Genomic DNA, 15383 nt, shown 5'->3' with positions numbered 1-15383 from the left:
ATGAACCGGCTTCGCATCGGGTTGATCGGTCCGGGAGCGATCGGCGAAACACACGCGCGGGCAATACGGGCGCTCGACGATACCGTCTTGTCCGCGATCGCCGGCGGCACGCCTGAGCAGATTGCTGCGTGCATGAACGGCGAGGACGTTGCGGCATTCGCGACCACCGAGGCGATGCTGGCGAATGCCGGGATCGACGCGGTCGTGGTCTGCACCCCGAGCGGCGCGCATCATGACGTCGCGCTTGCTGCGATCGAGGCGGGGCGGCACGTGCTGGTCGAAAAGCCACTCTGCGTCGATCCGATTGAGGCTGCGTCCCTGGTCCGCGCCGCCGAGCGCTCGCAGCTGACCTGTGGCGTGGTTTCGCAGCGCCGTCTCGAGCCGCAGCATCAGGCGATCAAGGCTCTGCTCGACGCGGGTCATCTTGGACAGCCGCGCCTGATAGAGGCGGCGATCCATTGGTACCGCTCCGACGCCTACTATGCGGAGAAGCCGTGGCGCAGCGAAGCGGAGCATGGCGGCGGCTCGCTGTTCAATCAGGGTGTTCACAATCTCGACCTGATGCTCTGGCTGTTCGGAGCCGTCGACAGCGTTCAAGGCAAGACGACTACGCTCGGACACGCACACGCCGTCGAGGACACGACGGCGGCGCTGCTGTCTTTCGCATCCGGCACGCTCGGCGTGATCGTGACGAGTACGGCGCTGCCTCCGGGACGGCCGGCCATGCTTCGACTGTTCACCGATCGCGGCAGTTGCGAGCTCGCAAACGACAGCATCGTGCGCTGGGATTTTGCTGATGTTGCCGAGCCGCCAAGCGCGGCCGGGGTTGGGAGCGCCGCGAGCGATCCCAAGGCGATCGGGATCGAAGGACATATCGCGCAATGGCGCGACTTCGTTCAATCCGTCCGGGAGCGACGGCCGCCTGCGAGCACGTTCAGGGATGGATTCGAGGCTGCGAGACTGGTTGACGCCATCTATCGCTCGGCTTCCGAAGGTCGCGCCGTCAGCCCCAATGAGATCGCAGCGGAGGCCATTCATGCCAGCTAGCTCCGAGATGCTCGACATCGCCATCATCGGCGCAGCCCACCCGCATGTCGAATACGTGCTTTCAGAGATCGCGAACCGCCCCGATGTCCGGGTCGTGGCCGTCGCCGACCATGACCCAGCGCGGCGCACCGAGCTCGAACGACGTACGAAGTCGCCCGGCTACGCCGACCCGAATGCGCTTCTGGATGCGCATCGGGTTCGGGCCGCAGCAGTCTTCACCGAATTCGGCCTTCGCGCTCCAATCGTCGTCGAACTTTTACGCCGCGGCATCTTCGCGATCGCCGACAAGCCCATGGCTGTGACCCTGGCCCAGCTTGCGCTTATCGAGGAGACGCTCGCCGGGCGCAATTTGCTCACTCTTCTGCTCGAGAAGCGGTTTTATCCGGTCACGCTCGCACTCCGATCCGTGATCGACAGCGGCCAACTTGGAGACATTGTATCCATCACTGCAACCGGGCCGCACAAGCTGATCCCAAGCCGACGTCCAGCGTGGATGTTCGAACCATCAACTTATGGCGGCATCCTCGCTGACCTCACGGTCCACGATATTGATCTGGCCCTTTGGTTGACGGGATACACCAGCGGCACGATCAGCGGCTGGGTTTCGTCGACCCCGGCTGCCGGCACGACGAACTTTCCCGCGCTGGGGCGTGCTATTCTCGCCTGCGATGGCGGACCGGAATTCGCGATCGAAGTTGACTGGATCCAGCCCGAAGCATCGCCACGGCACGGCGACTATGCCATGCGGATCTCCGGGACAAAGGGTCGTGCTGACGTTCTGTTCGCGGAAAATCGACTGCTCGTCGAGACGGCGACGAGACCCCGGCGCGAAATCGACCTGCCCGTGGGCGCCTCGCCCGCCAGCTTCGTCTTTGATCATCTCGCCCGCGGCGAGACCTTGCAGATTGCGGCAAACGAGGCCCTGCGCGCCACGCGTATCGCAATACTTGCTCAGGAGAGTGCGGCCAACGGCGGAAAACCCATGCGATGGAGTTAACACCTACCCCGCTACCCTGGATCACAGCCAAGCAGGATCTTCGCTACCTGCGCGGGGTCGTGAAAAAGATCGTCCGTGCAGTCGATCTCCATGAAGAGCTGTCCTTTACATCATTCCGCCACGGCGGCTTTTACCGAGGGAGCCGACAGCGATCTGACGGGCGCTGAGCTCAGAGCCGCCGGCCGCCATCGCTCGTCGCGGCAGTTGCCGACCTATGCAAAGCGCACACGGAAACAGCTAATTTCCGGCACGAAGAAACGGCGAGAAGAAAGAACAAAGACAGCCGGTTTGTCGGAATAGCCACGGCGCGTCTGTCGGAATGACGACCGTGACAAACCCCTAATCTATTGAAAAGCTTGGTGGGCGCACCAGGGCTCGAACCTGGGACCCGCTGATTAAGAGTCAGCTGCGGTTTCAATGACTTGCCGGTCGCATCCCAGGCTTATGCGGCTGAAAATGGGCGTCCGTCGGACGATCATAATCCGTCATTGCGCTGCCGGTCAGGCAGGTGTGCCGAGCTCGACGTTGTATCGTCGAATTCGGGAGATCAACGTCGTGCTTTCGAGCCTCGGGCCGCTGGAAGGAAATGCCCGGATGCTCCTGGAGCGGGTCTGCCCAAGTCCGGACCTTGACAGCACCGCTGTCGCTCCAGCGAAAATCGCGGCATTTCCAACGGGAGAACGCGTTGTCGCTGATCGCTAGCGAGGCGGCGACTCGCATTGAAAGCTCCATCAAGGATTGACGAGCTTCCTGCGAACGGCGTAGCGGACCAGCTCGGCCGTCGATGACATTCTGAGCTTGCGCATCGCTGACGCGCGGTGGGTCTCGACGGTCTTTACGCTCAGCTTCAGGATGACGCCGATCGACTTGTTGGTGTGTCCCTCCGCAATAAGCTGGACAACGCCCTGCTCGCGCGCGGTGAGCAGCATGTCGGACGTATTTTGCTTGCCGGCCTGGTATTCGTGGAGCAACTTCTCCAACAGAACGCCCGTGAAGTAAGGTCTGCCATCGAGCAAGGCCTCGATCGCGAAGATCAGGTGCCTACTGGCGTCCGATTTGAACAGGAAGCCGCGAACGCCAGCCAGGATGGCTTCAGTCAGCAATTCCTCATTCTCGTGCATCGTCAGGATCAATACTTCGGTGCGCAGGTGCATCGACTTGAGGCGGCGGCTGACCTCAAGTCCGTTCATCAGCGGCATCGAATAGTCGGCTATCACGACGTCCGGACGCGTCTCCACCGCCACGGCCACAGCCTGCTCGCCGTTGGTCGCCTCTCCGCTGACGATCCAGTCTGAGCGGGTCTCAACGATCGCTCGGAGCCCGGAACGTACGACTTCATGATCATCCGCAATCACGATGCGTTTCACGGCGTCGTTCCCGTATGCGGGCCCAGAACCTGTCGGGCAATGGATGGAGATTTCCAGCAGTCAAGTGTGCCAATCTACCGATTATCCTTCAATGGGTTATCCTGCAAAACCCTGATATCTCCGGGCGGATGTACCAAACATCGGCGTTTCCAATCAGACATCGACGGGTCTTGCCCGCGCGCAGCCCAAATCGGACCGCTACACGATCATCGTCGATCAGCCTTCATTTCGTGGAGGGAACTCCGGGAACCGACGGACAGAGACTGCCTGCCCTCGGGGTCCCTGATCTCCGTCATTCCGTGCACACGCTGGCTTATGATTTCAGTGACGCGCGCCGGCTGCGCCTTTTGGTCATGAGACCATGCGGGAACACCGCGCACAGCGTCGTGCCGGAATGTCGCGGTGCAAGATCGGACCGGATCTCGAACGTGCCCCCAAGCTGCTTAAGTCTCGCTCTCATGGCGGGAATGCCGACACCGGGCGATATCGCACCGTTGCCACGTTTTGTGTGATCGACCGGAAAACCGCGCCCGTTGTCGCTGATCGTCAGATGGAAGTGACCCTCGATCGCCTCGACGACGATTCTGACCTCCGTCGCCTTCGCGTGGCGGAATATATTCGTGAGCGCCTCCTGAATGACCCGCAGCACCGAGAGCTGGCTCGCGTAAGGTAGCTTATCGACGGCGGCGGGTATCCTCGTGCTCACCCGCAACGACGTACGTGCACCAAACCCCAAGGCATGCTGCTCGATCGTCGCCTTGAGTCCCCGGTCCGTCAGATCCTGGGGGTGGAGCAGATAGGTCAGGGAACGGATTTCCTTGAGTGCCGCGTCAATCGACGCGTCGATATCATCGCAAAGCCGCTCGACGCCGCGCGGGTTATCGAGGCAAGTGCGGACACGCATCACACCAAGACTGGCGGCAACCAGCTCCTGGCACGTCGAATCATGAAGCTCCGATGCGATCCGCTGGTGGATGTCCTCGCGGATGGACATCAGGCTGACGTCCCCGTGAAGGAAAGCAGCCTCTTCAGTCACACAGTCGAGCCCCTCCTTGTGGAGTAACCGATGACCGCCAATCAACCGGGCCGCATTGCCGGCCATGGGATGGAGGATCGGAACAACGGTTGTCTCGACATCCCGCAGCAAGCCACCGAGCATCAGACTGTGCTGGATTTTGGTCTCGGCTCCTTCCGCAAGACATGCCTGGAGTATTTCACAGAGACGCTCGGCGTCTTCCTTGGCAAGACATTCGAAGACGTCCAGCTCTCGGACCTCCTGCTGCGACATTCCAAGGAGAGCCTCGAAGGCCTGATTGATTGCCTCGTACATGAAGCGCCCGCCACGTGAGGGGCGGACCGCGAAAAGGAGCTCTTCGGAGTGTGTCCAATATGAGCGATCGCCAGTTGCGTCCTGGCCAATCAGGTGATCGTCGATAAAGGGACGCGCCGGCTCGCAAGCAGGAGAACTGTGTGGCTTCACGGTACGCACCCAACTTTCCGGGTCGTTTTCGAGGTCGAACTCAACGCTCAATCTCGAAGCTCCCCCTCTCCAGTCGTCCCAACATCGATCACTGGACTACAGGAAACGCCCTAGGGGAGAGACCGGATTATACGCTCGATCTTACCCTCAGCCAGCAGGTTGTATTCTCCGAGGACCAAAACCTCGCATGGCTGACATGAATTCCGGCATGTGACTGTGCAGTTCGTGCCACGCAAATATGGCGGCGACACCCAAGACGCGACGATACAGGATGCAGCGCACAGTGGTGGGATTGTGAGCCATTTCGATTTCACGCACCCGTCCCTATCCTGAGATCGCTTTCTGCGCTGCAGGATGATGTTGAGCCGACCGAGCGCGATGCAACTGCGCTGCGGTACAACCGAAATGGCACAATCTCGCCGAAAATTTCGACCTTCGATGGAGCCGGCTTGCGATCGCTGAAATCAAGCGCAAAACTCGATGTGCCCTGAACGTGCCAACAGGAGGCTTGCGTGCGAACATTCCGAGCGCTTTGTGGCGTTGCATCAATCGCAATATTTGCCGGTCCGTCTTTGGCGCAGACACCCGCCAGTCAGGAGCAGAAACCTTCCATGGAAGAGTTGATGCGCCGTCTCGATGCGCTGCAAGCCCGCGCAACAGAAGGTGACAAGCTGATCAGCGCGCTGCGCCATCGCGTCGACGAACTCGAAACGCGCGATAAGCATTCGAAGTCCCAAGCCGCCACCGCACGTCGTGACATCGTCGCACCGACCGCCGGGCAAAAGCCGCCTGCGATTCCGGTTGCGTCGACTGAGCCGCGAATGACTGCGAGTGCTGCGGTCCCTCCACAAGCCGCGGCGGCGCCCATTCCGGGCCTGCGTCCGCCCGAACCGATGGGCAGTCAGTTCGACGGCGAAGGCGAGGACGCGCTGCGTTCCGATCTCCCGGGTTTGTCCTTGCGCATCCCGGGTTCGCAGTCCGAAGTGCGATTCTACGGTTTCGCGAACGTCAATGGCTACCACGACTTCAATGGCCGCAATCAGTCCGATGCGCCGACAGTGCAAACCATTCCGCTTTCCGGAAGCCCCGCCGACATCCAGGGAGGCGATACCGGATTGTCCGCCCGGTTCAGCCGCATCGGTATGGATACGCGCACGGCGACCGCCTGGGGCACTCTCGAAACCCGCTTTGAAGGCGACTTCGGCGGGGGCACGGCAGCCTCACCCAATGCGGTCTTTCGGCTCCGCCAGGCCTGGGGCGAGGTCGGCAGCGAACAGTTTCGTGTCCTGGTCGGCTGGGCGAACAGCCTGTGGAACGAGGGCGTCTATGAAACCGTGAACTTCTCGACCAATCTCAACCAGTCATTCGTGCGCCAGGCGCAGGTTCGGGCGACCGCGACATTGGCTCCGGGATTGACCGGGCACGTTTCGATCGAGATGCCGGATACGCAGTACACGTCCGCGGCAGGCGTATTCACGCAGATCAGCACCCCGGCTGGCTTTGGTGGATTGAGCCCGTCATTTGCCTCCGTGCCCGATCTACTCGGCCGGCTCGAATACCGGAACGATGGCCTGGGCCTCGACCTGCGCGGCCTGCTGCGCGATCTCACCATCCGCACGGCTGGTACGGCGGCGGCGCCGCCGGCGGTCGAGCGCAATACCGCCGGTTGGGGTGTCGCAGGTAGCGGTCGCTTCCCAATGCGATGGCTGTCACCAGCTTTCGGTCCGGACGAGCTGGTTGGCATGGCCTATTACGGCCAAGGCATCGGGCGCTATTTCGGCGCCAATACCTTCGGCCAGGATGCGCTGTCCAACATCGGCCTGCCCGGCGTTGTCGATCCCAGCCTCGACGCCCTGCCGACCTATGGCGCGAGCGCAGGCTACCGCCGCTTCTGGACACCGCAATTACGCAGCAATTTCGTCTACTCCTACGCATGGCAGCAATATCCGTCCTATGCGCAATTGTTCGTGCCAGGATCTGCCTCGGCGACGTCGTTGAACAGCACCATGCAGCAGGGGATCGTCAATTTGATCTGGAGCCCGTTCGCCGAGCTTCGTGGCAACAGCGTCGGGACCGGATGGCTCGACGTCGGTCTTGAATATGTCTACTCCCATCGGGACGTGTACGGCGGCACCGCAGCAACAGCCCCGGTCAGCACCGGCTCTGGTACCGCCAATCGCATCCTTGGCTCGGCCACTGTGCGGTTTTGAAGACAGTCTTGTTGCTTCGCAGGCAGACATGGAAGCCTTGCTGACACAGACGTTCGTTCGGGTCGGTAATTGCCCCGGAACAATCTAGGCGCATTCGGTATTCAGCCGGATTTTGATGCGCCTTATTGATTGTTCGTAAGGCAGCGTGTGAACGGACAGATCGCGAAAGGATGAGCAATCCTCTCCCGAGAGGCCTCCGTGCCTCCATGGTCCTTTCAGATCGTCGCCGCACTCGCGGCGATGGCGCTGACATCTTCGTCAGAGGAGTAGCGGGGTCGTCGCGTTGATTACGAGATCAGCGGTTTCGAGCGCGCATTGGCGTCCGATCCTTCCTCGCTGTTCTCATAGCACGGATCATCATGGTACCAGCGCCGCTCCAGCCGTCGCTAATGGAGCGGGAGGATTTCCGACATGAGCGCGCGCAGTGACGCCACGAACACGCCGCCATCGAAGACGATGACGCAAAGAGCCCTCGACACTGTCGAACGTGTCGGAAACAGCGTCCCGCACCCGGTCGTGATATTTCTGATCCTCATCGCCATCGTGTTGGTGCTGTCTCACTTACTCTACATGTTGGGGGCAAGCGTCACCTATCAGGTCATCAACCCGGATACTCACAAGATCGAGACCGCGACCTCTGCCGCCAATAGCCTGCTGACGGCGGATGGAATTCGTCATATTTACACCCGGCTCGTGCCAAACCTCATGGGTTTCACCGCGGTTGGGCTGTTGATCGTCGCCATGATGGGCGTCGGCGTCGCCGAGGAAGCCGGCCTGATCAACGCGTTGATCCGAAAACTCGTGGCCGTCTCTCCGAGTTGGGCACTCGTTTACATCGTCGCGTTCGTCGGCATCTTGTCCAGCATCGCCGCAGACGCCGGCTATGTGGTGTTGATCCCGTTGGCCGGCGCCGCCTTCTTGAGCGTTGGCCGGCATCCTCTCGCCGGGCTCGCTGTGGGATTTGCCGCAGTCGCCGGTGCATTCACCGTGAACATGATCATCAAGCCGCTTGATGCCGTTCTGACGGAAATCACCAACGACGCAATCCACATGGTCAACCCCACCACGTCGCTGGATCTGACCGCCAACGTCTCGTTCTCGATCGCCTCCGTTCTTGTCCTGACCATCGTCATCGCGCTCATCAACAACCGGATCATCGAGCCACGGCTGGGCGCTTACCAGGCCGAGAAGACCGCCAACACTCAGCCGGAGGCGAACGGAGGGCAGCTTTCCGCCGACGAGTCGCGTGGGCTGAGGTACAGCGGCTTTGCGCTGCTCGGGGTCGTGATCCTGTTCCTTCTGTTAACGGTTCCGTCGGGCGCGCCCCTGCGCAATCCGACCACGGGCGTCCTGATCGGCAACTCACCATTCATGAACGGCCTGATCGGGGTCATCATGGTGCTGTTCCTTGCAACCGGGATCGCATACGGCATCGGCGCGAAGACGGTGAATAGCTCCACGGCCGTCATCGCGGCCATGACCAAGGCGGTGGCTTCGCTGAGCGGCACCATCCTCCTCTTCGTCGTCATCAGCCAGTTCGTCGACTACTTCAACTATAGCAACATTCCGACGTTGATGGCCCTGACGATGGCCGATGTCTTGAAGAGCGCGAATATCGGCACGCTGTGGCTGCTGGTTGGCTTCATCATTGTCGTCATGATCCTGGACTTCGTGTTCACGCCGGCGATCGCCAAATGGGCCATCTTCGCGCCGGTCTTCGTGCCGGTGTTCGTGCAGCTTAACGTTGATCCCGCGGCCGTCCTGGCCGCCTACCGCGTCGGCGACTCGCCGATCAACGCGATTACCCCGCTCAATGCCTACTTTGCCATGGTGGTCGGATTTGCCCAGATTTACGACAAGAAAGCGGGCGTCGGGACGGTTGTCGCGCTGATGTTGCCGTACACTCTCTGGATGGCCATCATTTGGATCGTGCTGTTCGTTGTCTGGTACCTGCTGGGCTTGCCTTGGGGATTATGAGGCGCAAGGCAGCCCTAACCCGGAAAAACCCCGAGATGTCCGGGTAAATGGCCTGATTGTTCACCAAGGAAAATCAACGTTAGATGACGGTCCGTTGGGCCTCGTTAAAGGCAGTGAACGAAAACGGCGAGTGAGGGGCGTTTGACCCGACACAGGTCGGGGCTCCCTCGGTGCTTCTCATTATGGAGGCTTGGAACGCGCAATGAATGCGAACGCCGATGCCGACAACAACTATTCCTACGTATCAACCGGACACTTGCCGGCCGAAGCGGAAGTCATCTCGCTGATCGACGAGGTGTACGCGCGCTACAAATCAAATACGGACGGCAAGAACTCTCAAGTATATCCCGCGCTCGCCGAAGTACCGAGCGACCTGTTCGGCGTTTGCGTGGTCGGCACCAACGGCGCGGTCTACGCTGTGGGGGCGGCCGAATACGAGTTCTCGATCATGAGCGTTTCCAAGCCGTTCATCTTTGCATTGGTCTGTCAGGTCCTCGGCGCGGCGCAGGCACGCCAGAAGCTTGGAGCGAACGCAACCGGCCTTCCGTTCAACTCGCTCGCTGCGGTCGAACGTAACCCCGATGGCCGCACAAATCCGATGGTGAATGCGGGCGCGATTGCGACGACAAGCCTCGTCCCGGGAGCAACGGCTGATGCGAAATGGAAGTTCATCCACGACGGATTGTCACAGTTCGCCGGACGTCCGCTTGCGCTTAACGACGAGGTTTATGCCTCGGCGACGGAGACCAACTTCCGAAACCAGAGCATCGCCCGCCTGCTCCAGAGTTTCGAACGGATTTACTGTGATCCGGCAGAGGCGACAGATCTTTACACCAGACAATGCGCGCTGAATGTGAGTGCCAAGGATCTGGCGGTGATGGGTGCGACTTTGGCGGACGGTGGCGTGAACCCCATCACGAAAGTGCGCGTGGTCGATCCGTCGGTCTGCCACTACGCACTGGCCGTCATGACGACTGCCGGAATGTACGAGACATCAGGCGATTGGCTTTACGATGTCGGGCTACCGGGCAAGAGCGGCATCGGCGGCGGGATCGTCACGGTCTCCCCCGGAAAGGGCGGTCTGGGGACCTTTGCGCCGCCGCTTGACAGCGCCGGAAACAGCGTCAAGGGACAGCTTGTAGCGAAGTATCTGTCGCAGCGGCTGGGCATGGATTTATTCATGTCCAACCCGGAAGCGTAGGTTTGCAATTGTCGGAGATTCAGCCCGCACTGACTGTGGCTGGACTTCAGAAAAAATGACAGGGGACACGCCATGACGATGGCATCTGCGACGACGGTTCACTCCGTCGAAGAAGAGAATGCATCCTGGGTGCCGATGATCACCATCGCCCTCGGCCAGATGATCATGTCTTTCAACGTCGCCTCCTTGCCAGTTGCGCTGGGAGGGATGGTCAACAGTTTTGGCGTTCCGCCCACGACTGTCGCCACCGGTATCGTGGCTTATTCGATGCTTGTTGCCGGCTTCGTCATGCTCGGTGCGAAGCTGACACAGCGCTACGGGGCGACGCACGTATTCCGCGTTGCCGTTGCCGTGTTCGGCGCCGCGCAGGTATTGATGACGTTCAGTCCAAACGCGGATCTCATGATTACTGCGCAGTCCTTGTCCGGCGCGGCTGGTGCGGTGATCGTACCGTCGTTGGTCGCGCTTATCGCGGAAAACTACAAGGGGCGACAGCAGGCAACAGCCGTTGGCGCATTGGGTTCCGCGCGCGCCGCTGCGGGCGTTCTGGCGTTTGTCATCGGCGGTACTCTAGGCACATTCATCGGATGGCGCCCTGCGTTCGGGATTCTGATCGCCGTGTCGGCTGTGGTTTTCCTTTTGAGCTTTCGTCTCAAGCCCGATGAGGCGCGTCCGGAGGTCCGGATCGATTTCGTGGGTGTCATTCTCGCTGCCGCAGCCATCATTCTGATCAGCTTCGGTTTCAACAACCTCAATCGGTGGGGGCTGGGATTGGCGGGGCCCAATGCGCCATTCGACCTCTTTGGCGTATCTCCCGCCCCGATCATGATCGTGATGGGTATCGTGTTCGGTCAGGGTTTTCTAAGTTGGACCCACAGACAGCAGGCTGCGGGGAAGACGCCGCTTCTAGCGCTCGAGGTGATCGACTCCCCGCAGGAGCGGGCGGCGGTGTATGCGATGTTTGCTGTCGTAGCGCTGGAAGCGATGCTCAATTTCTCGGTTCCATTATACATCCAGATCGTGCAGGGGCGCACGCCGCTGGCGACAACAATCGCCATGATGCCCTTCAACCTCACCGTCTTCTTCGCTGCGATGCTGATCGTGCGGTTCTATGGTCGGTTCACGCCGAGGCAGATCGGACGCTATGGCTTCATACTCTGCACTGTGGCGCTCCTTTGGCTCGCCTTTGTCGTGAGGAATGATTGGAGCGCCGTCCCGGTTCTCCTTGGGCTGGTGATTTTCGGCATTGGACAGGGATCGCTGGTCACACTGCTGTTCAACGTGCTGGTCACGGCTTCGCCGAAAGAGCTCGCGGGCGACGTCGGCTCGCTGCGCGGCACGACCAACAATCTCGCCGCGGCCGTCGGCACAGCGGTGGCCGGGGCACTCCTCGTCGGCCTGTTAAGCGCCGCTGTTTTGCGGACCATCGCCGAAAATCCAAAACTGCCGCCTGAGATACAGGCGCAGCTGGACCTGGATAACATCACCTTCATCAGCAATGACCGGCTGCAGAGCGTGATGGAGCAAACCACGGCCTCTCCGGCTCAAGTGGCGGAAGCGGTGCGCGTCAACACTGTCGTGCGATTGCGTGCTTTGAAAATTGGCCTCCTCATCATGGCTGGCGTTGCCTTGCTTGCGATTTTCCCGGCAGGGAAGCTGCCCAACTTCCTGCCAGGCGAAATTCCCGACCCGGCGCCGCGTAAGCGCGGAAGGAACGAATAGCAATCGTAACCTCCTGGCAAGAAACAGCGTTTGCTACGACGGACAATGTGGCGATCGCGCCCTCGTACTGACCAACGGCTCAGAAGACCCTCCGGAGGGCTCCATGACCAAGCTCGATGATGTCCTGTCCAACGTCGACGCAAATCTCGATGCGGCTCTCGAGCGTCTGTTCGCGATCCTGCGCATCAAGTCGATTTCAACCGATCCGGCTTACAAGGCCGAATGTACGGCCAATGCCGAATGGCACGTGGCCGACCTCAAAAGCATTGGCTTCGACGCCTCGGTGCGCCCGACACCGGGGCACCCGATGGTCGTGGCACATGACCGCAGCGTGCCCGGTCCCTCGGCACTGTTCTACGGCCATTACGATGTGCAGCCGGTCGATCCGCTCGAGCTCTGGGAGCGCGATCCCTTTGACCCGTCTATCCAGACGATGCCCGATGGCGCGAAGATCATCACGGGCCGCGGCGCCGCGGACGACAAAGGGCAACTCATGGCCTTTGTCGAGGCCTGCCGCGCCTGGAAGGCGGTCACCGGCAAACTGCCGATTCCGGTTTCGATCCTGCTGGAGGGCGAAGAGGAATCCGGTGGCGTGAACCTGCCGGGCTTTCTCGATGCCCATGCCGCGGAGTTGCGCGCAGATATCGGCCTGATCTGCGACACCAACATGTGGGACCACGAGACGCCGGCGATCCAGACTATGCTGCGCGGACTCTGCGGTGAAGAGGTCATCATACACGCCGCCGACCGCGACCTGCACTCGGGCTTCTATGGTTCGGCCGCGGCCAATCCGAACCGCATCCTCGCCCGCATCCTCTCTGACCTGCACGACGACAACGGACGCGTCACGCTGCGCGGCTTCTATGACGGCGTACCGGAACTTCCCAAGGCGCTGCGCGAGCAATGGGACAGCCTGAACTTCAGCGCAAAGTCCTTCCTCGGCGCTATCGGGCTTTCGATTCCCGCCGGCGAGAAGGGCCGCGACGCGCTGGAGATGGTCTGGTCGCGCCCGACCTGCGAAATCAACGGCATGGGCGGCGGCTACCAGGGGGCCGGCTTCAAGACCGTGATTCCCGCCATGGCATCGGCAAAGGTGTCTTTCCGCCTGGTTTTCGATCAGGACCCCCATGCCATCCGCAAAGCCTTCCGGGAGCATGTGCATGCACGCGTCCCGGCCGATTGCCGTGTGGAATTCCTGGAGCATGGCGCGGGTCAGGCGATCCGCTTCCCGATCGAGGCCCCGGCCTTCGGCAAGGCGCGCGACGCACTGACGGCCGAATGGGGCAAGCCCGCAGTCTTCATCGGCGGTGGCGGCTCCATTCCCGTGACCCATCAGCTCAAACAATCGCTGGGCATGGACGTAGTGCTTGCGGGCTTCGGCCTCGAGGATGACCGCATCCACAGCCCGAACGAGAAGTACAATCTCAAGAGCTTCCATAAGGGCATCCGCTCCTGGGCACGTATTCTGGAAGCGCTGTCGCGGTAGAGCGGCACGGGCAAGCAGCGCTGGCTCCGGGCCAGACCGCCCTCGCGAGGTGCGATGACGCCGCATATACTCATTACCTTTGCCATCATCGCCACGATGGTGCTGCTGTTCGTCTCGAACTGGGTGCCAGTCGCGGTCGTGGCGCTAAGTGCGACACTCGTGCTTTACGCGACCGGCATTCTGGAGCTCCCCGAGGCGCTGGCAGGTTTCGGCGACACCACGATACTCTTCATTGCTTCGCTCTTCGTGGTGAGTGCCAGCCTGGATTCGTCCGGCGTCACCACGTGGGCAGGCCAGGTGCTGATCCGTTACGCAGGCGAAAGCCGGACACGCCTGTTGGTGCTGTCGATGCTGCTAGTGGCCTTTCTCACGGCGCTGATCGGCTCGGGTGGCGCAGTGGCTGCCCTGCTGCCCATGCTGGTGATCGTCTCCGTCCGGCTCAAGCGGCCGCCTGCGCAACTCATGATGCCTCTCGCCTTCGCCTCCTATTCGGGTTCGATGCTGGTACTGACCGGAAGCCTTGTGAACGTGCTGCTTTCCGACGCGGCGAGCGATGTCGGTCTCGCGCCCTTCGGCTTTTTCGAGATGACGGTGATCGGCGTACCGCTCCTGGCAGGCACCGTGGCCATCGTGATTCTTTTCGGCGATATGCTGCTGCCGGTGCGCACTAGCCGGGAGATGCCGGAGGATCTGAGCCACCATTCGCGCATGCTGACCGAGCAATACAAGCTGTTTGACCAGGTGTACCAGCTCGAGATCACCGCCGCCTCGCCCTATCGCGGCACGTTGCAGGCGGTGCTGGAATCGCGGCTGGAGCGCGAGAACCACCCGGAGCTCAGCTTCATCGCTATTCGCCCTCGCCGCCAGAACAGCATCTCGTGGCAACATTCTCTCGTGGAAGGCGATCGGCTCATCATGCGCGGTGAGCAGGCGGCGATGGACGCGTTCGCCGAGCAGCATGGCCTGACGCCCTGCCAGGAGACGATCGGCAAAATGCGGGAGGCACTGTTCAACGATAGCCATGGCTTTTCCGAGGTGGTGCTGCCGCCCCGCTCTCGCCTGATCGGTGAGACCGTCTTCCCCGGCATGGTCACCGAAAGTGGCGATCTGATTATCCTAGGCGTTCAACGCGGCGGCGAGAATCTCGGACCGGGCGAAACCGTTCTTGCGGCGGGTGACACGCTGTTGCTGCAAGGCCGTTGGGAAGCGCTCGAGGAGTACGGGCGAGATCCCAACGTGCTCGTCGTTGCTGCCCCTGACATGATCCGCAGCCAGGCCAGGCCCCTGGGCACCGGCTCCATACGCGCCATTGTCATTCTCGCGGTCATGGTTACGCTGCTAGCGACGGGCGTCGTGCCAAGAGTCGTCGCTGGATTGGCGGCGGCCTGCGCGGTGATCCTGTTGCGCGTACTCAAGATCGAACGAGCCTATCGGGCGATTAACTGGAACGTGCTAATCATGATCGCTTCGCTGATCCCGCTCTCGACCGCCATGTACAAGACGGGTGCAGCCTATCTCATCGCCGATACACTCGTTGCCATTGTCGGCAATGCGAGCCCGTACGCGCTGCTGGCGGGGCTGTTTTTGCTCACGGCGCTAATCGGCCAGTTGATCAGCAGCACAGCGACGACACTCATCGTCATTCCGATAGCGATTGCCTCCGCGGAAGCCGTCGGTGTCTCGCCGCGCACCGCGCTGGTGACTGTGGCGGTGGCTGCGGCCGCTTCCTTTCTTACGCCAATCGCCGCCTCAGCGAGCCTCATGGTGCAGGGCCCCGGCGGCTATCGATTTGGTGATTTCTGGAGGATGGGTCTACCGTTGCTGCTCTGGTTCTTCCTGGTAGGCACGTTTCTCGTGCCCATGCTCTGGCCATTCGCAGGATGAGCAGTTTGCGCA

10 protein-coding genes are annotated in these 15383 nt (G+C 61.2%); 8 read left to right on the top strand and 2 right to left on the bottom strand.

Annotation, left to right across the window (positions count from 1 at the left end):
- Complete coding sequence (locus tag AB7290_RS11310; RefSeq protein ID WP_354123500.1) at positions 1-1047, top strand: Gfo/Idh/MocA family protein; 1047 nt, start codon at positions 1-3, stop codon at positions 1045-1047.
- On the top strand, positions 1037-2044 hold the full coding sequence (locus AB7290_RS11305) for a Gfo/Idh/MocA family protein (protein WP_354123501.1): 1008 nt from the start codon (positions 1037-1039) through the stop codon (positions 2042-2044). Before AB7290_RS11310 ends, AB7290_RS11305 begins: the two co-directional genes overlap by 11 nt.
- Before the next feature lie 731 nt (positions 2045-2775).
- Here the strand turns inward: AB7290_RS11305 and AB7290_RS11300 are convergent.
- Positions 2776-3411 carry a response regulator transcription factor gene (locus AB7290_RS11300; protein WP_028152046.1) on the bottom strand — a complete coding sequence of 212 codons (636 nt, stop codon included), beginning with the start codon at positions 3409-3411 and terminating at the stop codon, positions 2776-2778.
- 313 nt (positions 3412-3724) lie between these two features.
- Entirely contained in the window at positions 3725-4942 is a 1218-nt protein-coding gene (locus AB7290_RS11295; protein ID WP_354096365.1) for a sensor histidine kinase, read from the bottom strand.
- Between the two features lie 560 nt (positions 4943-5502).
- On the opposite strand from AB7290_RS11295, the gene AB7290_RS11290 reads away from it, so the two are divergent.
- The 6 genes from AB7290_RS11290 to AB7290_RS11265 all read left to right on the top strand — a co-directional run bounded on the left by AB7290_RS11290 (position 5503) and on the right by AB7290_RS11265 (position 15371).
- Complete coding sequence (locus AB7290_RS11290) at positions 5503-7101, top strand: DcaP family trimeric outer membrane transporter (protein ID WP_283017315.1); 1599 nt, start codon at positions 5503-5505, stop codon at positions 7099-7101.
- 411 nt (positions 7102-7512) lie between these two features.
- Positions 7513-9078 carry an AbgT family transporter gene (locus tag AB7290_RS11285; RefSeq protein ID WP_354142087.1) on the top strand — a complete coding sequence of 522 codons (1566 nt, stop codon included), beginning with the start codon at positions 7513-7515 and terminating at the stop codon, positions 9076-9078.
- A gap of 202 nt (positions 9079-9280) precedes the next feature.
- Positions 9281-10279, top strand: coding sequence for a glutaminase A (gene glsA / locus AB7290_RS11280; RefSeq protein ID WP_354123504.1), 999 nt, complete (start codon positions 9281-9283; stop codon positions 10277-10279).
- Positions 10280-10351: 72 nt separating this feature from the next.
- Positions 10352-12001, top strand: a complete 1650-nt coding sequence (locus AB7290_RS11275) for an MFS transporter (protein ID WP_354123505.1) — start codon at positions 10352-10354, stop codon at positions 11999-12001.
- Positions 12002-12104: 103 nt separating this feature from the next.
- Positions 12105-13487, top strand: a complete 1383-nt coding sequence (locus AB7290_RS11270) for a M20/M25/M40 family metallo-hydrolase (protein ID WP_354123506.1) — start codon at positions 12105-12107, stop codon at positions 13485-13487.
- A 54-nt stretch (positions 13488-13541) separates the two neighbouring features.
- The gene (locus AB7290_RS11265; RefSeq protein ID WP_354123507.1) at positions 13542-15371 is read left to right on the top strand and encodes an SLC13 family permease; all 1830 of its coding nucleotides are present in this window, start codon (positions 13542-13544) and stop codon (positions 15369-15371) included.
- The last annotated feature ends 12 nt before the right edge of the window (positions 15372-15383 follow it).

Source organism: Bradyrhizobium sp. 613_E4_N2_2 (assembly GCF_052075995.1).
In the GTDB taxonomy this organism is placed as follows: Bacteria; Pseudomonadota; Alphaproteobacteria; order Rhizobiales; family Xanthobacteraceae; genus Bradyrhizobium; species Bradyrhizobium barranii.
Note: the sequence above shows the minus strand (reverse complement) of the source record. Positions and strands in the feature narration are given on the sequence as shown.

Coding starts and splice junctions, on each gene's coding strand:
- AB7290_RS11265 (WP_354123507.1), top strand. CDS start 13,542: ATGACGCCGCATATACTCATTACCTTTGCCATCATCGCCACGATGGTG.
- AB7290_RS11285 (WP_354142087.1), top strand. CDS start 7,513: ATGAGCGCGCGCAGTGACGCCACGAACACGCCGCCATCGAAGACGATG.
- AB7290_RS11305 (WP_354123501.1), top strand. CDS start 1,037: ATGCCAGCTAGCTCCGAGATGCTCGACATCGCCATCATCGGCGCAGCC.
- AB7290_RS11310 (WP_354123500.1), top strand. CDS start 1: ATGAACCGGCTTCGCATCGGGTTGATCGGTCCGGGAGCGATCGGCGAA.
- AB7290_RS11275 (WP_354123505.1), top strand. CDS start 10,352: ATGACGATGGCATCTGCGACGACGGTTCACTCCGTCGAAGAAGAGAAT.
- glsA (WP_354123504.1), top strand. CDS start 9,281: ATGAATGCGAACGCCGATGCCGACAACAACTATTCCTACGTATCAACC.
- AB7290_RS11270 (WP_354123506.1), top strand. CDS start 12,105: ATGACCAAGCTCGATGATGTCCTGTCCAACGTCGACGCAAATCTCGAT.
- AB7290_RS11290 (WP_283017315.1), top strand. CDS start 5,503: ATGGAAGAGTTGATGCGCCGTCTCGATGCGCTGCAAGCCCGCGCAACA.